The organism is Enterococcus hirae ATCC 9790 (assembly GCF_000271405.2).
In the GTDB taxonomy this organism is placed as follows: Bacteria; Bacillota; Bacilli; order Lactobacillales; family Enterococcaceae; genus Enterococcus_B; species Enterococcus_B hirae.
This window is the reverse complement of the sequence record NC_018081.1, coordinates 1677325-1699269: the sequence shown is the minus strand read 5'-3', so window position 1 is coordinate 1699269 and position 21945 is coordinate 1677325. Positions and strand designations below refer to the sequence as shown.

Annotated in this window: 25 protein-coding genes, 2 tRNA genes and 2 pseudogenes; 1 reads left to right on the top strand and 28 read right to left on the bottom strand. The window is 37.4% G+C overall.

Going from position 1 to position 21945, the window contains the following annotated elements:
• Positions 1-140: 140 nt before the first annotated feature.
• From secA to EHR_RS08075, 6 genes and pseudogenes are all read right to left on the bottom strand, one after another.
• A complete protein-coding gene (secA, locus tag EHR_RS08100) occupies positions 141-2675 on the bottom strand; it encodes a preprotein translocase subunit SecA (protein WP_010718571.1) in 2535 nt (844 codons plus the stop codon).
• Positions 2676-2890: 215 nt separating this feature from the next.
• Entirely contained in the window at positions 2891-3451 is a 561-nt protein-coding gene (gene hpf, locus EHR_RS08095) for a ribosome hibernation-promoting factor, HPF/YfiA family (RefSeq protein ID WP_010718572.1), read from the bottom strand.
• A 133-nt stretch (positions 3452-3584) separates the two neighbouring features.
• A complete protein-coding gene (locus tag EHR_RS08090) occupies positions 3585-4274 on the bottom strand; it encodes a ComF family protein (RefSeq protein WP_010718573.1) in 690 nt (229 codons plus the stop codon).
• On the bottom strand, positions 4261-5634 hold the full coding sequence (locus EHR_RS08085) for an ATP-dependent helicase ComFA (protein WP_010737974.1): 1374 nt from the start codon (positions 5632-5634) through the stop codon (positions 4261-4263). The genes EHR_RS08090 and EHR_RS08085 overlap by 14 nt, the downstream gene beginning before the upstream one ends.
• 176 nt (positions 5635-5810) lie before the next feature.
• Positions 5811-6134 (bottom strand): PTS sugar transporter subunit IIB, encoded by a 324-nt coding sequence (locus tag EHR_RS08080; RefSeq protein WP_010718577.1) that lies wholly within the window; start codon positions 6132-6134, stop codon positions 5811-5813.
• A gap of 96 nt (positions 6135-6230) precedes the next feature.
• Positions 6231-6517: pseudogene (locus tag EHR_RS08075) on the bottom strand (DUF7662 domain-containing protein).
• Positions 6518-6645: 128 nt separating this feature from the next.
• Here EHR_RS08075 and EHR_RS08070 point away from each other — a divergent pair.
• The gene (locus tag EHR_RS08070) at positions 6646-7293 is read left to right on the top strand and encodes a YigZ family protein (protein WP_063627399.1); all 648 of its coding nucleotides are present in this window, start codon (positions 6646-6648) and stop codon (positions 7291-7293) included.
• A gap of 95 nt (positions 7294-7388) precedes the next feature.
• Here the strand turns inward: EHR_RS08070 and EHR_RS08065 are convergent, their stop codons facing one another.
• The 22 genes and pseudogenes from EHR_RS08065 to atpE form a co-directional block, all read right to left on the bottom strand.
• The gene (locus tag EHR_RS08065; RefSeq protein WP_010737976.1) at positions 7389-8096 is read right to left on the bottom strand and encodes a GntR family transcriptional regulator; all 708 of its coding nucleotides are present in this window, start codon (positions 8094-8096) and stop codon (positions 7389-7391) included.
• Between the two features lie 256 nt (positions 8097-8352).
• Positions 8353-8523, bottom strand: coding sequence for a hypothetical protein (locus EHR_RS14255; RefSeq protein ID WP_010718581.1), 171 nt, complete (start codon positions 8521-8523; stop codon positions 8353-8355).
• Between the two features lie 120 nt (positions 8524-8643).
• A tRNA-Gln gene (locus EHR_RS08060) sits at positions 8644-8715 on the bottom strand.
• A 6-nt stretch (positions 8716-8721) separates the two neighbouring features.
• A tRNA-Tyr gene (locus tag EHR_RS08055) sits at positions 8722-8802 on the bottom strand.
• An 87-nt stretch (positions 8803-8889) separates the two neighbouring features.
• Positions 8890-9137, bottom strand: a pseudogene (locus EHR_RS08050) (DUF2969 family protein).
• Between the two features lie 67 nt (positions 9138-9204).
• Positions 9205-10092: an ROK family protein gene (locus tag EHR_RS08045; protein ID WP_025480524.1), complete on the bottom strand. Its 888-nt coding sequence runs from the start codon at positions 10090-10092 to the stop codon at positions 9205-9207.
• A gap of 80 nt (positions 10093-10172) precedes the next feature.
• Positions 10173-10670: a GNAT family N-acetyltransferase gene (locus EHR_RS08040; protein WP_010737979.1), complete on the bottom strand. Its 498-nt coding sequence runs from the start codon at positions 10668-10670 to the stop codon at positions 10173-10175.
• On the bottom strand, positions 10657-10926 hold the full coding sequence (gene yidD, locus EHR_RS08035) for a membrane protein insertion efficiency factor YidD (RefSeq protein WP_010718585.1): 270 nt from the start codon (positions 10924-10926) through the stop codon (positions 10657-10659). Before yidD ends, EHR_RS08040 begins: the two co-directional genes overlap by 14 nt.
• Before the next feature lie 180 nt (positions 10927-11106).
• Positions 11107-11283, bottom strand: coding sequence for a DNA-directed RNA polymerase subunit beta (locus tag EHR_RS13815; protein WP_010737980.1), 177 nt, complete (start codon positions 11281-11283; stop codon positions 11107-11109).
• 12 nt (positions 11284-11295) lie between these two features.
• The gene (gene murA / locus EHR_RS08030) at positions 11296-12597 is read right to left on the bottom strand and encodes a UDP-N-acetylglucosamine 1-carboxyvinyltransferase (RefSeq protein ID WP_010718587.1); all 1302 of its coding nucleotides are present in this window, start codon (positions 12595-12597) and stop codon (positions 11296-11298) included.
• 103 nt (positions 12598-12700) lie between these two features.
• Positions 12701-12934 (bottom strand): DUF1146 family protein, encoded by a 234-nt coding sequence (locus EHR_RS13810; RefSeq protein ID WP_010737981.1) that lies wholly within the window; start codon positions 12932-12934, stop codon positions 12701-12703.
• A gap of 449 nt (positions 12935-13383) precedes the next feature.
• Positions 13384-13569 carry a hypothetical protein gene (locus EHR_RS08025; protein WP_014834514.1) on the bottom strand — a complete coding sequence of 62 codons (186 nt, stop codon included), beginning with the start codon at positions 13567-13569 and terminating at the stop codon, positions 13384-13386.
• The gene (locus EHR_RS08020; protein ID WP_010737982.1) at positions 13566-14234 is read right to left on the bottom strand and encodes a hypothetical protein; all 669 of its coding nucleotides are present in this window, start codon (positions 14232-14234) and stop codon (positions 13566-13568) included. Before EHR_RS08020 ends, EHR_RS08025 begins: the two co-directional genes overlap by 4 nt.
• A gap of 143 nt (positions 14235-14377) precedes the next feature.
• On the bottom strand, positions 14378-15154 hold the full coding sequence (locus EHR_RS08015; protein ID WP_014834513.1) for a hypothetical protein: 777 nt from the start codon (positions 15152-15154) through the stop codon (positions 14378-14380).
• Positions 15141-15887 (bottom strand): hypothetical protein, encoded by a 747-nt coding sequence (locus EHR_RS08010; protein WP_010737984.1) that lies wholly within the window; start codon positions 15885-15887, stop codon positions 15141-15143. Before EHR_RS08010 ends, EHR_RS08015 begins: the two co-directional genes overlap by 14 nt.
• Before the next feature lie 218 nt (positions 15888-16105).
• Positions 16106-16528, bottom strand: a complete 423-nt coding sequence (locus EHR_RS08005; RefSeq protein WP_010737985.1) for a F0F1 ATP synthase subunit epsilon — start codon at positions 16526-16528, stop codon at positions 16106-16108.
• Between the two features lie 13 nt (positions 16529-16541).
• Positions 16542-17948: a F0F1 ATP synthase subunit beta gene (gene atpD / locus EHR_RS08000; RefSeq protein ID WP_010718594.1), complete on the bottom strand. Its 1407-nt coding sequence runs from the start codon at positions 17946-17948 to the stop codon at positions 16542-16544.
• Positions 17949-17970: 22 nt separating this feature from the next.
• Positions 17971-18873, bottom strand: coding sequence for a F0F1 ATP synthase subunit gamma (locus EHR_RS07995; protein WP_010737986.1), 903 nt, complete (start codon positions 18871-18873; stop codon positions 17971-17973).
• A gap of 13 nt (positions 18874-18886) precedes the next feature.
• Positions 18887-20443 (bottom strand): F0F1 ATP synthase subunit alpha, encoded by a 1557-nt coding sequence (atpA, locus tag EHR_RS07990; protein ID WP_010737987.1) that lies wholly within the window; start codon positions 20441-20443, stop codon positions 18887-18889.
• A 22-nt stretch (positions 20444-20465) separates the two neighbouring features.
• The gene (atpH, locus tag EHR_RS07985) at positions 20466-21008 is read right to left on the bottom strand and encodes an ATP synthase F1 subunit delta (RefSeq protein WP_010737988.1); all 543 of its coding nucleotides are present in this window, start codon (positions 21006-21008) and stop codon (positions 20466-20468) included.
• Positions 20995-21519 (bottom strand): F0F1 ATP synthase subunit B, encoded by a 525-nt coding sequence (gene atpF, locus EHR_RS07980; protein ID WP_010718598.1) that lies wholly within the window; start codon positions 21517-21519, stop codon positions 20995-20997. The genes atpH and atpF overlap by 14 nt, the downstream gene beginning before the upstream one ends.
• Before the next feature lie 209 nt (positions 21520-21728).
• The gene (atpE, locus tag EHR_RS07975) at positions 21729-21944 is read right to left on the bottom strand and encodes an ATP synthase F0 subunit C (RefSeq protein ID WP_010718599.1); all 216 of its coding nucleotides are present in this window, start codon (positions 21942-21944) and stop codon (positions 21729-21731) included.
• Between the last annotated feature and the right edge of the window lies 1 nt (position 21945).

Below are 21945 nucleotides of genomic sequence, written 5' to 3'. Positions count from 1 at the left end.
TCCCTCTTTCTATCTACATTATTTTATGTTTTATTCAACCACTTTAGTTTAACAGAAACGCTTCATAACAGAAAGAAGGTGAGTCGATTCTTAATCAAAAAGAACCGATCTCACCAATCTTATCTGCTAGCTGTCAAAAATTAGTTCTCATCTTTTCCATGACAGTTTTTATATTTTTTCCCGCTACCACATGGACAAGGATCATTTCTGCCTACTTTGTTCACGTGAACCGGTTGTTTTTTGGCACTTGTGTTGCTATTTTCTTTTGCATCACCGGTAGTTGGTTGAACTGCTTCGCCGGTTGACACTTGCTCCCGTTGAACATTTTGACGAATCTCAGCTTTCATAAAGAGACGAGTCACTTCATATTCGATCGCTCCAACCATCTCTTCAAACATCTTGTATCCTTCTGTTTGATACTCAACCAATGGATTGTTTTGTCCATATGCTCTAAGACCGATTGATTGGCGTAATTGATCCATAGCATCGATATGATCGGTCCATTTCGAATCCACTACTCGTAGAATGACTACTTTTTCAAATTCTAGTAATTGTTCAGGTCCGTTGAGCTGGTTAGCTTTCGTATTAAATACTTCTTGTGCTAACTCATTTAAATATTCTTTGATCTGTTGCGGTTCTTTCCCTTTAAGGTCATCGATTGAGATGCTATCTTCATGGACTAATGTACTACCTGCAAAATCAACGATTCCTTCAAGGTTCCAGTTGTCTTTTTCTAGTTGTGTGTGTGCATCTACTACCCGACTGATCGTACGTTTGATCATATTCATCATTGGTTTAGACAAACTTGTTTCTTCCATGATGACTTCTTGACGTTGTTTGTAGATAACTTCGCGTTGTTCTCGCATTACATCATCGTATTGTAAGACATTTTTACGAGTATCGTAGTTATTTCCTTCGACACGTTTTTGTGCTGATTCCACTTGTTTTGTCAGCATCTTACTTTGGATCACTGCATCCTCTTCACCGATTTTCATGCGATCTAAGAATGCTTTGATCCGTTCAGAACCAAATCGTTTCATCAGATCATCTTCCAATGAAAGATAGAATTGAGACATCCCTGGGTCTCCTTGACGTCCAGCCCTACCACGTAATTGATTATCGATACGACGTGATTCATGACGTTCTGTCCCGATAACAGCTAGTCCGCCTAGTTCTCTGACACCAAGTCCCAACTTGATATCTGTACCACGTCCAGCCATATTCGTTGCAATCGTCACCGCACCTTTTTGACCAGCATTCATGATGATCTCCGCTTCTTTGAAGTGGTTTTTTGCATTCAATACTTCATGTGGGATACGTTCACGATTCAACATATCAGACAATAATTCTGAAGTTTCCACTGCTACCGTTCCGACAAGAACAGGTTGTCCTTTGCGGTAACGTTCTTTGATGTCTTGCACCACCGCTTGGAACTTGCTAGTCAATGTTGGATATAACAAATCAGGTCGGTCGTCACGAATGACTGGACGATTTGTTGGGATTTGACAAACTTGAATATTATAGATTTCCCGAAACTCTTCTTCTTCTGTTTTTGCTGTACCAGTCATACCTGACAGTTTCTTATACATTCGGAAATAGTTCTGGAACGTGATTGTCGCCATCGTCTTCGTTTCGTCTTCGATCTCTACGCCTTCTTTTGCTTCAATCGCCTGATGTAATCCATCAGAGTAGCGGCGTCCATCCATGATACGACCAGTAAATTGGTCAACGATCAAGACTTTTCCATCTTGGACCACATAATCAATATCCAAGATCATGATATAGTTGGCACGCAATGCTTGATCCAGATGGTGGGTTAAGGCAGTATTTTCAATATCATATAGATTTTCTAAGCCAAATGTTTCTTCGGCTTTCTCGATCCCTGCTTCAGTCAAGCTGATTGTTTTCGATTGCACATCGATTTTATAATCTTCTTCTTCTTTCAAACGTTTCACAAAATTATCTGTTCTTGTATATAAAGCTGTTGATTTTTCAGCTTGACCTGAAATAATCAACGGTGTTCTTGCTTCATCGATCAAGATCGAATCGACTTCATCGACAATCGCATAATTCAATGGTCTTTGAACCATTTGATGACGATAAACGACCATGTTGTCTCTTAGATAGTCGAAACCTAATTCATTATTGGTACTATAGGTAATATCACAATTGTAAGCATCTCGTTTTTCGTCCGCTGATTTTGAATTGATATTCAAGCCAACTGTTAAACCTAAAAAGTTATATAATTCGCCCATTTCAGAGGAGTCACGAGTAGCCAGGTATTCATTGACAGTAACGACGTGAACGCCTTCTCCCGTCAATGCATTCAAATAAACCGGCATTGTCGCTGTTAAAGTTTTCCCTTCACCAGTACGCATCTCTGGGATATTTCCATCGTGAAGAACGATCCCCCCCATCAATTGTACATGGTAAGGATAAAGTCCCAACACTCGTTTGGCAGCTTCACGAACTACCGCAAAGGCTTCCGGTAATAATTGATCTAAAGTTTCCCCTTTTTGATAGCGAGCTTTAAACTCAGCTGTTTTTGCTTGTAATTGTTCATCTGTTAATGCTGCCATTTCGTCAGCATGATCTTCTACTTTTTTAGCAATACGATCTAAACGTTTTAGTTCTTTTTTATCATTTTCGATAATCGAACGAATAAAATTGGCCATGCGTTGTATAATCTCCTTTTTACATATATTATCCAGATTATGTAGATTCTAGTTTCTATTTTATCATTAGTTCTAGATAATTGAAATATCTTAACACAATTAATGTAATATATTCACAATTAATTCACAATTTCTGACGTAGACAAAAAAGAAGCTGTGGCAAACCGTGAAGGGTTTGCCACAAGCTTTTTACTGCTTTTTCTAATTGTTATTTATCAGTCGGTTTCAATCAAACCGTATTTGCCATCTTTACGACGGTAAACGATACTTGTACCATTGGTTTCTGCATCTTCAAAAATAAAGAAATTATGACCAAGCATGTTCATTTGTAGAACAGCCTCTTCACTGTCCATTGGTTTCAGTGATAAACGTTTCGTGCGGACAATGTCTAATTCAGAATCATTTTCATGATCGGCATCGTCAGCTTCGTTATTGAATAATACCGCTGCATCGGCTGTGTTCATACCGGTTTCGCGAGATTTACGGTTAATTTTTGTTTTGAATTTGCGGATTTGTCGTTCCAATTTGTCAACTACCAAATCAATACTTGCATAAAGATCAGGTGATGTTTCTTCGGCACGCAATACAAGATAAGGTAATGGAATAGTTACTTCCACTTTCGCTGTTTTTTCAGTATAAACTTTTAAATTTACATGTGCTGTAGCATCGGGTGCATCACTGAAATAGCGTTCAAGTTTTCCTACTTTTTTCTCAACGTAGTCACGAATCGCTTCAGTTACTTCGATATTTTCACCGCGTACATTGTATCTAAACATAAAAATTACCCCTTTCGTCTACCACAATCAAGAAGGAGAAGGACCACTCTTTCCCTCTTCTTACTACCATTATATCGAACTCTAATCCATTTGCAAACTAAATCGCTATCAAGGACATTCGTTTTTCATTTATTTATCGAGCTAGCGAAAAGGTGCGGATTTTTTCAGGAGCATGTGGCAATAAACAAGAAGCAGCATGAAAAAGGGTTTGCCCCGTCGTATAGACATCGTCTACCAACAATACTTTTTTCCCTTTGATGATCGTTGGAACAACAGCTAATTTGAAAGGTTGGGTAGTTTTTAAACGTTCCTGACGTGTTTTTTGGGATTGTGGAAGTGAATGATCAGAGCGAGTCAGCAGTTGACTATAAGGTATTTTAGCTACTCTCAACATTTCAATGACCTGATTAAACCCACGTTCTTTTAAACGAGCAGTTGCTAGTGGGATTGGACAGATTTGATAATCGCTAAATTCTTGTTGTATTATTTGCAACTGTTTAGCAAATGTACCTGCCAGTCGGACATCTCCCATAAATTTATAGCGCTTTAACCATTCTTTGAAGGCTGAATCATAGTAAAAACAAGCATGATGACTGAAATCATAATTGGGATAGGCGTTTTTCCAGGCGATACAATCTTCACAATACGTAATATCACCAGGCAGTTCTTTCTGGCAAGTTCGACAGCTTTGCTGTTTATTTATCGGACGAAACAAATTTGAACAGTCCTCACAAATCTGAGGAAGAATCTTTCCCAATCCAAGAATCTCGCTGATCTTCAAATTTCGGATGACTTGTTTTTGACAATAACTACAACGATTCATGTGTTTTTTCTCCTCTAGGCTCACTATTTTTCATAGCAAGCTGCTTTTTTCCCTGACGATTCATTTCTTTGATCTCACGACAGGCTAATTTGATAGCTTTTGTCAGTTCTTCATAGAAAAAATAGACTTGGCTATTGGTAAAATCTCCCTTTCGATCGGCTCGACCAGCGATTTGTACAAGGGAAGATTTAGTAAAAACACGGTGATCAGCGCCTAACACGATCACTGACACATTTGCAAATGTTACCCCACGTTCCAAAATCATTGTAGTAAGTAACACATCATATTGTTGCTTTCTCATTTGCTGAACTTTTTCTGAACGGTTTGGATCTTTTGCGGATGCATCGGTAATACGGTACATGGGTAAACAACGCTTTAACAGTGAGGCTAATCGATTCATCAAGGCAATCGACGGACAAAATAATAAGACATGATTTTGTTGGAGCAGCATGTTTAGACACTTCAAAAGTGGTCGAAGTTTTTTTTCTTTCAAACATTTATTCGGCCAGTCATTCCAAAAAAACAAATGTGGTTCAGGCAATAACCGTTGATGAAAGCGAAGTGGCAATTGATGGATCAAAAAGGTTGAACGGATTTTTTTCAGTAGCTGCTCATTAGGTGTCGCACTTAAATAGATAAATGTTCCTTTTGGTTTAATTGCAGTTTCAACAGCATAAGCTAACCCAGGATCTCCTGCAAAAGGGAACGCATCCACCTCATCGACGACTAACAGATCAAACGTCTGATAAAAACGATACAGCTGATGCGTAGTCGCAATCACGAATGGACTAAAGCGATAGGCTTCTTTCTTTTTTCCATGAAGCAGGACAATGTCTTCTTCTGGAAAAACGCCACAAAAACGTAGGTAAAGTTCGTTGCACACATCAACCCTAGGTGAAACTAATGCGACTCGTCCACCTTTTTCTAACGTTTTTATGACCTTTTCATAAAGCATCTCAGTCTTTCCCGCTCCTGTCACAGCCCAAATCATGTGCTGTTTTCCCGAGACATCAGTGACCAAGTTCGTAGAAATCGCTTGTTGAGTTGGCGTTAACTTTCCTGTCCAAGTAAAACAGACATTTCTTTTCGGCAACTCAGGTTGTTCAAATAAAAATAATTCTTGTGTGTTGTCACAACGACCTAAAAAAAGACAAACAGGACAAAAGATGATTGGTTGCTTTTGCTCTGATTTACCTATTTTTGTTCGCATGCTGCATCGATTACATGTTAACCAATTTCCTTGTAGATGAATGGCAGCTAGTTTCTGATAGCGAATCTGTTCAAAACTCTCTGTCCATTCTCTCAAGTCTCTCGTAAGTAATCGTCTGCCATATAAACTGCATAAACTACTTTTTTTCATCTAATCCCCTAAAAGAAGATACGCTACATCAGTCCATTCTTCAAAAAAATTTGAGAATGAATGGTTATTTGAAGCGGTTAGTATAAAAAATAAGCCGAAAAATCCTTGAATAGGCGACCTATTCGCTGGATTTTTCGGCTTGTTTCCGATATGAACATCTTAGTATGCTCTGTCCTTTATTTGTTTTCAATTAAATGGATGGCTTGTTGTAATACTTTTTCGCCATTCATCAAACCATAATCTGCCATATTGATAATATCTAATGGGATTCCTTTTGGTTCTAGACGTTTTTCAAAATCAGCCTTCATGAAGCGGACTTGTGGTCCCAACAGCAAAACATCAACTTCTTTAGAAGCTAGCTGATTATCGGCATCAGAAGCTGATACGGCAAAAATATCCGTATCAATTCCTTGTTCTTCAGCAGCTTTTTGCATTTTTGTTACAAGTAAACTGGTACTCATCCCAGCAGAACATACGAGCATGATTGTTTTTTTAGTCATTTTACTCTCTCCATTCTTTTAACTTTTGCAAACGATTTCTTTTTTTGCTTGTGTGATTATTATACAAAAAAGCAAGATAATGTCAACGTTTTCTTATCAGTCGAATAGCCAACTCGATTTAACTAATTGATTGAACACAACATATTCTTTTTTAAATTGATCACCACAACCTCGTAGCCAGCATTGATCCAGCCATATGCTCCTTTTTCTGGGTGCTTATAATCATTTGCCCACCAATCAGTGCTTTGTCTAGCTGATTTAGGGAGCCCATAACTTGGAAAAAGAAGTTCGTCGATCTGTGTAAATGTTAAAGTAACCTGTGATCCCCCGTTATTTTTTAAATATTGGGTGATGGCGTCATATTTTTTTATGCGTTCTTTCATCCCCATCTCACCTTTCTTTCTTCTATTATCCCATAGACTCTCTTCATTACTCAAGTATTATAAGTGTTGAAACTAAAGGAATAATTCATTATACTTTGACTATTATCAACTACTTGTAAGGAGGAAGCATCACGCTGAATAGTTATAGAACCATCCAAGCAGACGGTCAAGCAGAAATCGAAGTCAAAAAATCTCGTTTTATTTGCTCTATGAAACGAATTGAAACGGAAGCAGAAGCTAAAGCGTTTATTCAGGCAATGAAAAAAGAACATTGGAAAGCAAACCATAACTGTAGTGCTTTCGTTCTCGGTGAAAAAAATGAAATTCAACGCAGTAGTGATGACGGTGAGCCTAGTGGTACGGCAGGTGTCCCAATGCTGGAAGTACTTAAAAAAAATGAATTGATCAATGTGGTCGCTGTCGTCACACGCTATTTTGGTGGGACAAAATTGGGTACCGGTGGTTTGATTCGTGCCTATACACAGGCTGTTTCTCACGCACTAATTGAAATCGGGATCGTGGAAGGAACACAACAGCAAGAAATAGCTGTCCATATCACCTATCCGCAATTAGGTAAATTAGAAAATATGCTTGAGTTGAAACATATTCCTATAAAAGAAACGATCTACACAGACAAAGTCACGGTTCACTGTTTGATTGTAGAAACAGAAGTTACTGCATTTAAAACAGCAGTCGTTGAATTATTGAATGGACAGGTTGAATTTACAGATGGTCCAATTTCCTATCATGAACAACTGGTAGAAGCTGACCAGTAATCACTCTATCCGCTGATCTCGAAATCAAAAAAGAAGAGCCTAGGACAAAACTTGTCTCAGGCTCTTCTTTATTTGGACTGTTTCGCATCCCTCTTTTATTTCTCTAAATAAAATTCAAAACGATTCCCTACATATTGCGTACGAACATATTCAAATGGGGTACCGTCATCAAAATAAGAAGTTTGGCGTAAACGTAACACAGCATCTCCTTTTTTTACTTCTAAATATTCTGCAATTTTTTCTGAAGCAAGAATGGCTGTTATTGTTTGATTAGCTGCCCCGATCTTATGCCCACTTTTCTCTTCGAGTACCCGATAAAGAGAATTGGTAATTTCAGATTTACTATAGTCTGCAATAATCTTTTGCGGGATACTGGCTACTTCAAAACAGATTGGTATATCATCAGCATAACGAATTCGTTCCATACGAAGAATCGTTTCGTCTTTTTCCAGTTTCAGCTTCTCCATTTCACTAGAACTTGGGGAAGTTAAAAAATAAGAGATTGTCCGACTGGAGGGTACTCGATTCTGTGATTCCATAATTTCAGTAAAACTGGTCGCACCCGACATCTTTTCTTGGACTTTTTCTCTTGCAACATATGTACCTGAGCCAATTTTTCTTTCCAAAATCCCTTCATCAGCCAGGTTTTGAATGGCTTGACGTAAAGTCATTCGACTAACATTGAATTTCACTGCCAATTCTCTTTCAGAAGGAAGGCGATCACCGATTTTCCAAATACCTTGTTCGATTTCACTTTTGATCTGATCATGGATTTGTATATAGACTGGTAGTTGATTCGACATAACGTATATCCGCCCTTTCATTTCCTTTATTATAACTGGTATATACCTGGTTCACAACTGAAAAGGAAAAAGTTTCTTTTGCTCGACTAATTGTCGATCAATCATTTGCCAACCCGTTTATTTTATCCGAAAGTTTATGTAAGTAATTGTGTTTCCTTCCTCTTTAATCCAAGTGGAAGGATTGAAAATCATTTTGTAAAATAACAAAACCTCCAAAAGACAGCAAAATCACTGTTTTTTAGAGATTGTGTTATTCTTAACGGTTTTTTGAAAGCCATTTTTTTGTGTGATTGGTTGGACGCTTTGATTTCACTTGTATCGCTTTTTCTGATTTTTTCGGTAACCGGACTTCTACCTGATACTTTTCCGACTTAATCAAATCATAGATTTTCTCTGCAGTCTCATCTACTTTTTCTTTCCACTTCATTTTACTGCCCCCTTTTTTTGATCTACCTACTATTCACTCTAGCCTATTTCTTGATAATCTTCAAGAAACAAGCTGTTTTCACACAAAAAAAGAGTGATCTTAATAGATCACTCCGTACTACTGGGGTAGCTGGATTCGAACCAACGCATGAGGGAGTCAAAGTCCCTTGCCTTACCGCTTGGCTATACCCCAATGAAATGGAGGAGAGTGGATTCGAACCACTGAACCCTAAGGAACGGATTTACAGTCCGTCGCGTTTAGCCACTTCGCTACTCCTCCGAAAGGTTTGTATCAACCTGACTTAGTTATAATACCTAATTTTCCAGATTTTTGCAACCCCTTATTGAAAATTTTTTTGATATTTTTTTATTCGTGTAGATTCCAGTGACGAATAACTGTTTCTATCGCGTTTTCAAGACTCTTTTCTTTCCCAAAATCTTCTTCACCAAAAAAATTTCAAATTCTTTTGGTCCATAAGCCAAAATTTCCCCAATCATTTTTTTACCAATAAATAACTTAGTCACATCATAAGTTGTTCCTTTGATTTGTTTTTTGACTTCTTCGATACGTACTTCAATATCTTTATTTTTTTTGACATCTTTTTCCACCTCCATGATAGTTTATCATATTCAATCATGGAATGCCTACCATATGTCTAAAAGTTTTGTTCAACGCTATGCATCATTGAACTAAACCTTCACGTTGAGCGGTGAAATTGGCAGCTGCTCCAATCAAATTTGCATCATTTCGATAATCACATAATAAAATTTTAGGATCAAAGTCATTTAGTTCTAAATCAGTAGTTAATTGTTTCATTCGTTGATTGATTTCTGTTAATAACCCTGCTTTTGCAGAGATCCCCCCGCCAATCACGATGACTTCAGGATCAATCGAAAATTGGATACTAAACAAACCTTTTGTTAAATAATTATAAAAATTATCTACCTCTTCTTTTGCTAGTTCATCCCCTTGTTCTGCTCGTTCAAAGACTTCTTTTCCGCTATAAGTCGTACGTGAAACTCCCAAACGGTCACAGTAACGCCAAGCCATTTGAACTGCTGTACCAAGCTTACTAAATGTTTGATTGCCTTCTAAGAACATCAAGCCAAATTCTCCCCCGTACAAATGAGCGCCTTTATTTAGTTGTCCTTGGGTAAAGATTGCCCCACCTACTCCAGTCCCAAGTACAACAAATGCTACATGTTGATATTCTTTCGCTGCGCCTTCATAATACTCAGCCATTCCAGCACAATTAGCATCATTTTCGATCGTCACTGGTAAATGGAAGAGTTCTTCCAGTTCATGAAAAATATTGAATCCGTGGATATAAGGAATGGCACTAATCCCTTCAATCAGCTGTTTCTCCTGATTCACTACTCCAGGTGCGCTGATTGCTACGCCTTCAATCGCCTTCTGTTTTACAAACGTTTGGAATACCTGTTTTAAATGCGCTTTCATTTCTTCCCATGTCTTAGGAGTCGGAAATTGGCTGGTGTCTTCAAGCGCTTGTCCATTCCAATAGCCATATTTTACTGCGGAACCACCAAAATCAAAAACTAAAATACCCATCATTTATTTGTCTCCTTTTCTCATACTGTTTTTATTTTAAGTCAAGCCACAGTATTTTGAAAGCCTTTTTATGGATGAGTTCAAATTTTCTTTGCTAGAGTTACTTGATCTCGTAAACGTTGGCCATTTTCATAGATTGGCTGTTTATAATTTTTGACAAAATAATCTTTTTCTCTAGAAATTTCCAGGAAGCCGATTTTTTTATACAGTTGTAAAGCTGCTGATGACGTACTCCCCGTCCGAATAATGACTTGTTGTTGGGTGGTTTTTAACTTTTTCATTTCTTTTAGTGTATGGGTAAGCAACGCGTAGCCGATTCCTTGACCTTGAACTTTTGGAGCTACAGCTAAATTCATTATTTCAAACACTAATTTATTTGTGATAAAAACGATCACTCCTTGAATGTCGTTTTCTGCTTTCCATATAAAACCAGCACCTTGATCAATGTATCGTTGGACGTTTTCCTCTTCAGGATCTGCATCCAACAATAATGACCAAGGTAAAGTTGATTGCTCTAGTTTGACAATTCTTTTTTCTTCAGAATGCTCGGTCTTACCTGACTGTTTATTTTTCATCATAATTAGGCATCTCTTTATCTTTTTTATTACGTGTCAATTGGCAATTTAAAGGCACGTAATCGATTCCGCCCTTTACGAATGGATGGCAACGCAAAATGCGTGCTGTCCCCATCAGCGTTCCTTTAAATGCACCGTGTACTTGAATCGCACGTATCATATAGTTTGAACAAGTAGGATAGTACCGACAGCTAGGTGGGAAAGCAGGAGAAATAAACCGTTGATAAAAACGGACAATAGCCACTAAGATTTTTTTCATCTCATCACCTCATTATTAAAGCTTTGATCCTCATTCTCCTATTCATGACAAACGACTGTTCAAAGGAGCAATAATCTGCCAAACAGTGGAATGACTCACAATAAAAAAGGACTTCTCAAAAGCGAAAATTCGTTTTAAGAAATCCTTTGTTTGCTTACACTATCATTTTCACAAAACTCTTTATCTGAAAAAATCCTGGATGTGCAGCCACAAACTTGGTTGAAAAACCTTAAACGGATTTCCACCACCGATAACCCCGTATCCAATCATTGTTCCAGCTACAAATAAAAGAATTAGTAGTAGTATGACAACTAAAATCTTCACCAATGTGATTAAAATATACCGTTGGCTACTCATTTTATCACGTCCTTAAACAGTGACTTGAGCTGTTTTATCAGCGGGCGTTTGATCGATTGCCACACGTTCCACATCTGCACCTAAGTTTTGCAATTTAATATGGAATTGATAATAACCACGATCTAAGTATTTAAGATTGCGAACGCGTGTTATGCCATTTGCTTTTAAACCAGCAAGTACTAATGCTGCAGCAGCTCGTAAATCTGTTGCATAAACTTCAGCACCTTGTAATTCATGATTCCCGTCCATAATCGCTACATTTCCATCAATCTTCACATGGGCGTTCATACGGCGCATTTCTTCCAAATGTTGGAAGCGATTCTCAAAAACTGTTTCAGTCACCATGCTCGTTCCCTCAGCGACTAACTGAATAGCAGTCATTTGGGCTTGCATGTCTGTCGGAAAACCAGGATGAGGCATTGTTTTGACGTCAGTTGGTAAAATATGTTTTGGACCAACAACTCGAATGCCGCCTTCTTCTTCAGTGATCGTTGCACCCATTTCAATTAATTTAGAAATCAACGGACGATTATGTTCTGAGATTGCATCTGCGATCAAGACATTTCCTTCAGTCATCGCTGCTGCTACCATAAAGGTACCTGCTTCGATCCGGTCTTGAACAATTGCGTGTTTCACTGCATGCAGATGATCGACTCCTTCGATACGCATCGTTTCCGTACCAGCACCATAGATATTTGCGCCCATTTTATTTAAAATATTTGCAAGATCTACAATTTCAGGTTCTCGAGCGACGTTTTCGATGATCGTTGTTCCTTTAGCTTTTACTGCTGCCATCATGATATTTTGAGTGGCTCCAACACTTGGAAAATCTAAATAGATCGTGTTACCGATCAATTCATCCGCAATAGCTTCGATGTAGCCATTTTTTTGAATGATTTTCGCACCCAATGCTTGGAATCCTTTAAGATGTAAATCAATTGGACGTTTCCCAATCGCACATCCCCCTGGCATGGCAACTTTTGCATGACCATTTCTAGCAAGTAATGGTCCCATTACAACGATAGAAGCACGCATTTGACTCACATATTCATATGGCGCTTCGATTTCTAATTGTCTTGACGCATCAAGCGTTACTTGATTATTGTCTTCATCAAACACTACATCTACATTTAAATGACGAATCACTTGATTCATAGTGAAGACGTCAGAAAGAATTGGAACGTTGTCTAAAACGGTTGTTCCTTCTTCAGCCAACAAACTAGCAGCTAAAATAGGTAGAACAGCATTTTTAGCTCCTTCGATTTTTACTGTTCCATTCAATTGTTTGCCACCTTTGACGATGATCTCTTCCATGTTGTTCCCCCCAAAAAATTCCAATGAGCTATAAAGACTCAAAATCTTTTCTATTATATCATTTCTTTTATTAAAATAGTACCTTTTTTTATAGTACCTTTTTTTACTGCAGGCTAACGAAAAGATTTCGACACAATGCAATAATTTCTAAGAAGAAATTACTGGCAGTATATCCTAAAAAAATAGAGAAGAATACAATCGCCATTCGAATTTGCGTATCATGCAATTTTTTAAAAAACATCTCAATTCGCAGTGACCGCAACGACCAGAAAGCCAGATAAATAAAAGCTAAATGACTCACGATTCGAATAATTGCATCAATTCCGTATACTTGCATAGTGACGTCCCTTCAAAATTATACTTTTTTTAATAACTAACAAAATGATGATACCATAAATTGGAAAAATAGAGAAATTATTGGTTGTAAAAAGATGGAATTTGTTGGCTAAACGAGACGAGAATTTTCAAGAACTTTACATTCAAATGATGACTCTGTTTCAATACCTTATTTTTATAAACTATTTTAACTACTATTTCACATGCTTTTTTGATGAAAGTTGTTCCTTATTTGCTTATGTACTCATATCATTATAATAGAATTTACCATTGATAATTAAACGATTATTTAATATAAATATATGCCCTCTCTTATAGTGTAGGAACAAAAAATCCTTTGTTTAATTTCTTGATGATCGTACAATCAAGTCTATTTCTTTTTTTTGCCATCTTCTTTGCTTGTACTTTAAGGTCAGCTAAGTTATTTGTTATTGTTTCATTTAAATTCTTTTATCTACATATTCGTTGGTTGATTGTTTCTGGTTTCACTTGATTTTCTTTAAAGGATGGTTGTTCTGCTACTTTTAGCTCAAATAATTTATTTTTTATTTCATTTAGATACTTTTGTCTACATATTCGTTGGTTGATTGTTTCTGGTTTCACTTGATTCTTTTGAAAGGGTGGTTGTTCATTCAACGTTTGCCAACTTTTTGGTTTATAACTTTTCCATTCATTTGGAGGTGTTTTCCAAGGTGCAGGCACTTCATATCCATCTTCAAAAAAATGTACCTTTCCTTCAAAATCTTTCCAATTGCGAAAGAGATAGCGAAGTTCTTTAGGAGTGAAAGCCTTTTTATCTTTTTTTCTATAATACGTTTCATATCTAAATCATCAATACAATAATAAATGGTTACATTTTCATTATCTCTTGCACTGTCTAATCCAATTTTACAACCTCTAACAATCAGCTGTCCTGTATATTTGCGATTTTTCTCACATAGGTGTTCTATATTTTTTTTCGTAGCTTTATGTAGCCCAGGATTAAAATTGTTTACTTTATTTTTTTCAGTATCTTGTGTGCGTTGAAAATAGTAAGACCATAAAGGCCACCAATCTTTAAATGGTGAAATATATTTTTTCCAATTTATTGAAAAATCTTTTAAGTATTCAAGATTCATCGGATTTTTTGGGTGATCATATGTAATCGATGAAAAATGATTATTGTACTCTCTGATATCACAGGGACCTTGTCCTTCAGTAACACTTGAATAGAATCCTTTTTTTCTAATTTTTTCAATCTGTTTCTGTAAGTTTTCCGCTTTTGTTGATAAGCCATAAAATAGAATTATTTCCTGTTTCATCGTTCATTTTCCTTCCCATAAGTTTATTTATTTTTAGTTTTCAAGGTAAATAATAGCAGCAATAATCGTCCTCCTTTGAACTTTTTTCTTTTGTCCTATTCCGATTTAACAAAAAAATAGTCATACTACGAAAATTAAAACACTCAACGTTCTTCCATAGCGGGAGATTGATTGTTTCTAATCGGTTGTTTTTTTAACTGAGTTCTCTGATCCATAATTGTCTTGTTTTTTTGTTCTGCTGTTTCAAACTCAGCTTTTCTAGCGAGATTTAATTTTATTCGTTCTTTCGAATAAGCAATGTTTTGATCAGTACTAGGATTAAAAAATTGATTTGTTTGATCAGTAGGAATCGATTTATCTTGTATTATTGCATCATAAAATGGCTTTTGGATTTTCTCATTTAGTTGCGGGTGAAATATATAAATTGGTGGGAGATATTGCTGATAATTTAACTGCCCTGTTCGCTTGATGACATCAATTTGGCTACATGGTATTTTCTTTGATATTTCATTTATGTTTATTACGCCGTATTTATCTATCTGTTCTTTTAATTTAGTATCCAGCCTTGACAATTTATATTGCATTGGTATAGTCCATTCAGAATATGTCAAAAGAATCCTATCTATTGAAGTTTCCTTCTGAGAACCATTCAGATGAGATGCGTGTGCTTGTTCTAGGAGAACTTTTAAGTGATTCTTAGCTAAAATTGTAATATCATTGTTGTTCAATCGTACCATTTGTTTAATATTTTCAAATGATAAATTTTTCCTTCCGTGAAATACTTCCGTTAATAATTGCCGTGCTTTTTCTTCAGACTCTACTTTTATTTTATTATTCTCAGCAGTTACATCTATATTATTCTCAATTAAAATGTTTTTTACAGTTTGACAACTCATCTCATGTTTTTTAGCTAATCGCAAAAAAAAATAGTTTATGTCTTTGCTCCAACAAACACTTCACTGATTCAACAAGCGCTTGTTCCTTCTTACTTTGAGTGCTTGTCTGCCCATTCTCCAATGGTTGTTGTGTTGAACAGCTGAACTCGCTATTACTTTCTATTGGCACGTTTGTATCTTGTACAAATTCCTTAGTTTCATATAAAGACTCTTGGACTTTGGTAGACAGCGTTGTTGATTGGGAAGTGTTTCTGATCCCCAACATTTCTTCTATTTCTAGTAACCGTTCGACATCTAATGAGTACTCCAAATGATTTTCCAGTTCGTTCTCTGGAGCAACTTTTTGTTTCTTATACGGGGGAACTTGTACTTTGTTATTCTGTTCTGACACTGCATGACTATCTTGGTTTTGAATCATTTTCAGTTCATTTTCGTTAATAATGTTTTGCAACGTTCTCTTTCTTTGAATTGTTTCCGATCGCGAGTGTTGTTGCTCAGCAAGATTATCTGTATTATTTTCCGATAGAGGTGGACCAAAATGATGTCTGTTAGATGGAAACTCCTCTTTTTCTTGTTTTTCTGATTCAAGGCTCTTCTTTAAAAGATAGTCCCTAAATTCTTGTAATTGTTTATGTAACGAAACTGTTTGATCATCCGTAAGATTGCCTACTATTTCTGAGTAAGATAGCGATTTTTGTTGCGTATGTGTTTCTTCTTTTGTGTCTTCTGTGGAAAACCGTTGAACCTTTTTCGGCATTATAATACCTCCTTTTTTACTGCAATTAGTTTACCATAGTATCATAATGATGAAAGTTCCATATTTTTATGTAATAAAGAAGTAATTGTTCTTTACTTTTTATGTTTAGAATATAACTACCAATAAAAAAAACGATAAAAAAATCCAAAATTCTAAGGAATCTCCTTAAGAATCTTGGATTTTTAAAGGCCTACTTGTTAGGTCCTCATTCGTTGCTTTTAAGAATGTTTTGAAACCTTGATTCGGTTGATTGCACGATGCAAAGCAACTGTCGCACGTTTCAATTCATTCGTATCTTCTTTTTCTTTTGCTTCTGCGATTTGTCGCTCAGCACGTTGTTTGGCTCTTTCTGCCCGAGAAACGTCAATATCTCTTTCACGTTCTGCACTATCGGCAACGATTGAAACAACATTGTCACGAACTTCCATGATTCCGCCATTGACAGCAATCCAATCGACGTGGGTATCAGAGTCTGTTCTCTTCACACGGACTTCATCAATTGTTAATGGAACGATGATCGGCGCATGTTTAGGTAAAATACCAATTTCCCCCGCTGTAGTACGTGCTACTACGATCGCTGCATGGTGATCATAGACCAAACCGTCAGGAGTCACCACATTCACAGTTAAATATTGATCCATGGGGCACCCCTTTCTAGTAGCCTAGTTTTTTCGCTTTTTCTACGACGTCTTCTATTCTACCAACACTTCGGAATGCTTCTTCAGGAAGATCATCGTATTTACCTTCTAAGATTTCACGGAAACCTTTGACTGTTTCTTCAACTGGTACATAAGAACCAGGAAGACCTGTAAATTGTTCCGCTACGTTAAAGTTTTGTGACAAGAAGAATTGAACTCTACGTGCACGTGAAACTAAAACTTTTTCTTGATCAGATAATTCATCCATCCCTAAGATCGCAATGATATCTTGTAATTCACGGTAACGTTGTAAGACATGTTGGACTTCAGTCGCTACTTTATAATGTTCTTCACCAACGATTTCAGGTGCCAAAGCACTTGAAGATGAAGCCAATGGGTCCACGGCTGGATAGATCCCTTGTTCTGTCAATTTACGCTCTAAGTTTGTTGTAGCATCTAAGTGGGCAAATGCTGTTGCTGGCGCTGGGTCAGTATAGTCATCGGCTGGTACATAGATTGCTTGGATCGAAGTGATCGAACCTTTTTTCGTTGATGTGATACGTTCTTGTAATTGACCCATTTCAGTTGCTAACGTTGGTTGGTAACCAACGGCAGAAGGCATACGACCTAAAAGGGCAGATACTTCTGAACCAGCTTGAGTGAAACGGAAAATATTATCAATAAACAATAGCACGTCTTGACCTTCTACATCACGGAAGTATTCAGCGATCGTCAGACCAGTCAAAGCTACCCGCATCCGAGCACCTGGTGGTTCGTTCATTTGTCCGAACACCATCGCTGTTTTTTCGATAACGCCTGAATCTTTCATTTCATAGTAAAGGTCATTTCCTTCACGAGTACGTTCCCCAACACCGGTAAATACAGAAATACCACCATGTTCTTGGGCAATATTATGGATCAATTCTTGGATCAATACCGTTTTACCTACACCGGCACCACCGAATAATCCAACTTTCCCACCTTTTAAGTAAGGTGCTAACAAATCGATAACTTTGATCCCAGTTTCAAGGATCTCCGTACTAGTACTTAATTCATCAAAGCTTGGTGCTTTTTTATGAATCTCACTACGTTCTGCATCTTCTGGGAAAGATGATCCTAAATCGATCGTATCTCCTAAAACGTTGAATACACGTCCTAGTGTATCTTTCCCTACTGGAACAGAAATGGCTTTACCAGTATCGATAACTTCCATACCACGTTGTAAACCATCTGTTGATTCCATGGCAATGGTACGGATCACTCCGTCCCCTAATTCTAATGCTGTTTCAAGAACAACTTTTGATTTTTTCTCATCATTTTTATAAACAACTAATGCGTTGTTGATATCTGGTAAGGATTGGTCTAAAGAAAATTCCACGTCGACAACGGGACCGATTACTTGAACAATCTTGCCTGAACTCATCTTTTTTCCTCCAATCTCAATACTATTCTAGCGCCGAAGCTCCGGCAACAATTTCGGTAATTTCTTGGGTAATAGCCCCTTGTCTTGCACGGTTATAAGATACCGTCAAATCATCAATGATCGTTGCAGCATTATCCGTTGCTGTCTTCATGGCAGTCATGCCGGCAGCGTGTTCTGCTGTCTTCGCATCAACGATTGCACCATAGATTAAGCTTTCCGCATATTGAGGCAATAACTGCGCCAAGATTTCTTCTTTTGAAGGTTCAAAAATGTATTCTTGGTCAAAAGTAGTTGCTTCTTCTGGATCTAAATCTGAAATTGGCAGCATTTTTTCTACACGAAATTGGCTAGTTAGTGAATTGATATGATGATTGTAGCATACGTACAATTCATCAAATACTTCATTTTGATACATCGTTGTTGCCATACCTACGATTTTACGCACTTCATCAAAACTTGGTTGGTCCGATAAATTACGTAATTCGTAAGCCAAATTAATTCCTCTAGCTTTGAAGAAATCTGCACCTGTACCTCCGATTGCGATCATCACATAATCGTCAGGAGATTTATGGTCTTCTTCTAAAATAGACATTGTTTGCTTTAAAATCGAACTGTTATAGCCACCAACTAAACCACCATCAGCGGTAATCACGATGTACCCCGTTTTCTTTACCGGACGGCTGATTAACATACTATTGTAATTGATATCTCCACGAGGATTATCAGAAGCAATATCATTTAGTTGAGTAGCTGTCAAATGAGTGACGATTTCTCTGACTTTATTTGCATAAATCTGAAACTTCTGAGAAGAAGCTTCAGATTTTGTCAGTTTAGAAGCGGACACCATTTGCATTGCTCGAGTGATTTGACTCGTTTTCTTCGTTGAAGCAATCCGAGTCTTGATTTCATTTAATGAAGCGCCCATTCATCTCACCTCACTATGCATTTTGAATGGATTTCAATTTGTCTTCTGTTGAAGAAGTGTTTCCTTTTGTCGCTAAGAAAATATCTTTGTATTCTTGGATCGCTTGATTCAATCGTTCTTCTTCTGGAAGATCTTTCGTTGTACGGATCGTTTCAAAGATATCTGCATGATTCGTATCTAGATATTCAAATAATTCATGTTCAAAATCTAAGATGCTGTCAACTGGAATACTATCTAAGAATCCATGTGTCAAAGCATATAAGATAACTACTTGTTTTTCAACAGCTAGTGGTGCATGAAGTTTTTGTTTCAAGATCTCAACTGTACGACGTCCACGATTCAATTTCGCTTGAGTCGCAGCATCTAAATCAGAACCAAATTGGGTAAATGCTTCTAATTCACGGTAACTTGCTAAGTCAAGACGTAATGTTCCTGCCACTTTTTTCATTGCTTTGATTTGAGCAGAACCACCTACACGGGAAACGGATAAACCAGCATCAACGGCTGGACGAGTTCCGGCGTAGAACAAGTCACTTTCTAAGAAGATTTGTCCGTCAGTGATTGAAATAACGTTTGTTGGAATATAAGCAGAGATATCTCCAGCTTGTGTTTCAACAAATGGTAAAGCAGTCATTGAACCGCCACCTAAATCATCACTTAGTTTTGCCGCACGTTCTAGTAAACGTGAGTGCAAGTAGAAAACATCCCCTGGATAAGCTTCACGACCTGGAGGACGGCGTAATAGCAATGAAAGTTCACGATAAGCAACAGCTTGTTTTGATAAGTCATCAAAGATAATCAATACATGTTTGCCGTTGTACATGAATTCTTCACCCATTGCAGTTCCTGCATAAGGCGCAATATAAAGTAATGGCGCAGGTTGTGATGCACCCGCATTGACTACGATCGTGTAATCCATTGCTCCATATTTTTTCAAAGTTTCTACTTGTGTACGCACAGTAGAATCCTTTTGACCGATCGCCACATAGATACAGATCATATCTTGACCTTTTTGGTTAAGGATCGTATCGATTGCGATAGATGTTTTACCCGTTTTACGGTCACCAATAACTAATTCACGTTGACCGCGTCCGATTGGAACTAAAGCATCGATGGCTTTTAGACCTGTTTGCATTGGTTCATTGACAGATTTACGTTGCATAACGCCTGGTGCCATCGCTTCGACTGGTCGAACTTTATCTGTAACGATTTCTCCTAACCCATCGATTGGTTGACCTAGCGGATTAACGACACGTCCGATCAAGGCGTCCCCAACTGGAACTTCCATGATTTTACCTGTTCGTTTTACTTTGTCTCCTTCACGAATGGATTCGAAATCACCAAGGATAATGATACCTACATCATTTGATTCTAAGTTTTGCGCCATTCCGTATGAGCCGTTTGAAAATTCAAGCAACTCACCACTCATCGCATTTTCTAAACCGTGTGCACGAGCAATCCCATCACCGACATAAGTCACGGTACCGATTTCTTCGACTGAAAGCACGTTTTGATAATTTTCAATTTGTTCTTTGATCAAGGCACTAATTTCTTCTGCTTTGATAGCCATTCGATTCACCTACCTCTTTGTACTATCTATTTAATTGATTACGCATTTTTTCTAATTGCGTGCGAATGCTTCCGTCGATCACTCGATGGTTGGCTTCAACAATTGCCCCACCAATAATAGAAGAATCAACGATTTGCTTCAATTCAACTGTTTGATAGTCCATTGTTTTTGCAACATTCATTTCTAGTTTTTGTAATTGTTCATCAGAAAGTGGTACTGCTGTTTTTACACTACCTAAAAGTAGTCCTTTGTAATCGTTGTAACGGTGTTCGTATTCATCGATCATAAACGATAATTCAGACATCCGATTATAACTATAGACCACTTCTAAAAAGTTTTTCACGATACCGTCAAACCCACTGACAAGTTTATCCATAATGATTCGTTTTTCGTGAGGTTCTAAGCGGACGTCACTAAGTACGTTGCCTAATCCAGGTATTTCACTATAGATTTGGCGTAAGCTTAGTAATTCTTGGTAAATTTCTTCTGCGCTATTTGAATCGATCGCCAGTTCAAATAGTGCTTTACCGTAGCGTCTGCCGACAGTATATTTATCTAGTTTCATTTGAAGAACCTAGACCTTCGATATATTGATTGATTAAAGATTCATGCATTTCTGGAGACAATTCTTTGTTCAAGATTTTAGCCGCGATTTGAAGAGAAAGATCTGCTACATCATCTTTTACAGAGTTTAAAGCTGTATCACGTTCTAACATGATATCAGTTTGCGCTTTGCTTTTTAGACGTGCAACTTCTTCTTGCGTTTCCTTCAAAATATTTTGACGGCTTAATTCTCCACTTTCTTTCGCATTTTTAATGATATCAGCTGCATCAGAGCGAGACGCTAACAATTGTTGTTCGCGTTCTTGTTCCATTTTTGCTGAATTGATGCGAGATTTTTCGGCAGAATCTAAATCATTGGCGATCTTATCTTCACGTTTTTTCAAAATATCGCTGATTGGTCCCCAAGCAAAATGTTTCAATAGAAACATTAGTATCAAAAATGAGCCGCTGACAACGATGATATTACCTAACATCGGATTACCAACTTCTGCAATTGCCAATTGATTCAGCATAGGCTAGCCTTCCTTTCTTTAAGGTGTATCTCATGGATGATGAAGGAATCCTGACTTCAATGATTGAAACAGCCTCCTCAACGCCTTTTGTTCTAGTATTATGATGAAACAACTCAATTATTTTGAAAATAATCAGGTTGTTTTTTTTCAGTTTTTGACAATTAAAAGAGGATTAGTGACAGTAGTCCTATCCTCAAACAGTTAATTGATTAAACAGCAAAGACTAGAATCAAGGCAATAACCACACCTAGAATAGGAACAGCTTCAACTAAGGCTACCCCGATGAACATTGTTGTACGTAATTGACCAGACATTTCAGGTTGGCGTGCCATTGATTCGATTGTTTTAGAGATTACTTGACCATTACCATAACCAGCTCCGATAGCTGCTCCCATGATTGCGATTGCTGCTGCGATATAATTCATA

Bases quoted from the DNA above. Each gene is read 5' to 3' on its own strand.
- secA (WP_010718571.1), bottom strand. From the start codon at position 2,675: ATGGCCAATTTTATTCGTTCGATTATCGAAAATGATAAAAAAGAACTA.
- hpf (WP_010718572.1), bottom strand. From the start codon at position 3,451: ATGTTTAGATACAATGTACGCGGTGAAAATATCGAAGTAACTGAAGCG.
- EHR_RS08090 (WP_010718573.1), bottom strand. From the start codon at position 4,274: ATGAATCGTTGTAGTTATTGTCAAAAACAAGTCATCCGAAATTTGAAG.
- EHR_RS08085 (WP_010737974.1), bottom strand. From the start codon at position 5,634: ATGAAAAAAAGTAGTTTATGCAGTTTATATGGCAGACGATTACTTACG.
- EHR_RS08080 (WP_010718577.1), bottom strand. From the start codon at position 6,134: ATGACTAAAAAAACAATCATGCTCGTATGTTCTGCTGGGATGAGTACC.
- EHR_RS08065 (WP_010737976.1), bottom strand. From the start codon at position 8,096: ATGTCGAATCAACTACCAGTCTATATACAAATCCATGATCAGATCAAA.
- EHR_RS14255 (WP_010718581.1), bottom strand. From the start codon at position 8,523: ATGAAGTGGAAAGAAAAAGTAGATGAGACTGCAGAGAAAATCTATGAT.
- EHR_RS08045 (WP_025480524.1), bottom strand. From the start codon at position 10,092: ATGGGTATTTTAGTTTTTGATTTTGGTGGTTCCGCAGTAAAATATGGC.
- EHR_RS08040 (WP_010737979.1), bottom strand. From the start codon at position 10,670: ATGATGAAAAATAAACAGTCAGGTAAGACCGAGCATTCTGAAGAAAAA.
- yidD (WP_010718585.1), bottom strand. From the start codon at position 10,926: ATGAAAAAAATCTTAGTGGCTATTGTCCGTTTTTATCAACGGTTTATT.
- EHR_RS13815 (WP_010737980.1), bottom strand. From the start codon at position 11,283: ATGAGTAGCCAACGGTATATTTTAATCACATTGGTGAAGATTTTAGTT.
- murA (WP_010718587.1), bottom strand. From the start codon at position 12,597: ATGGAAGAGATCATCGTCAAAGGTGGCAAACAATTGAATGGAACAGTA.
- EHR_RS13810 (WP_010737981.1), bottom strand. From the start codon at position 12,934: ATGCAAGTATACGGAATTGATGCAATTATTCGAATCGTGAGTCATTTA.
- EHR_RS08020 (WP_010737982.1), bottom strand. From the start codon at position 14,234: ATGAAACAGGAAATAATTCTATTTTATGGCTTATCAACAAAAGCGGAA.
- EHR_RS08010 (WP_010737984.1), bottom strand. From the start codon at position 15,887: ATGCCGAAAAAGGTTCAACGGTTTTCCACAGAAGACACAAAAGAAGAA.
- EHR_RS08005 (WP_010737985.1), bottom strand. From the start codon at position 16,528: ATGGATCAATATTTAACTGTGAATGTGGTGACTCCTGACGGTTTGGTC.
- atpD (WP_010718594.1), bottom strand. From the start codon at position 17,948: ATGAGTTCAGGCAAGATTGTTCAAGTAATCGGTCCCGTTGTCGACGTG.
- EHR_RS07995 (WP_010737986.1), bottom strand. From the start codon at position 18,873: ATGGGCGCTTCATTAAATGAAATCAAGACTCGGATTGCTTCAACGAAG.
- atpA (WP_010737987.1), bottom strand. From the start codon at position 20,443: ATGGCTATCAAAGCAGAAGAAATTAGTGCCTTGATCAAAGAACAAATT.
- atpH (WP_010737988.1), bottom strand. From the start codon at position 21,008: ATGAAACTAGATAAATATACTGTCGGCAGACGCTACGGTAAAGCACTA.
- atpF (WP_010718598.1), bottom strand. From the start codon at position 21,519: ATGCTGAATCAATTGGCAATTGCAGAAGTTGGTAATCCGATGTTAGGT.
- atpE (WP_010718599.1), bottom strand. From the start codon at position 21,944: ATGAATTATATCGCAGCAGCAATCGCAATCATGGGAGCAGCTATCGGA.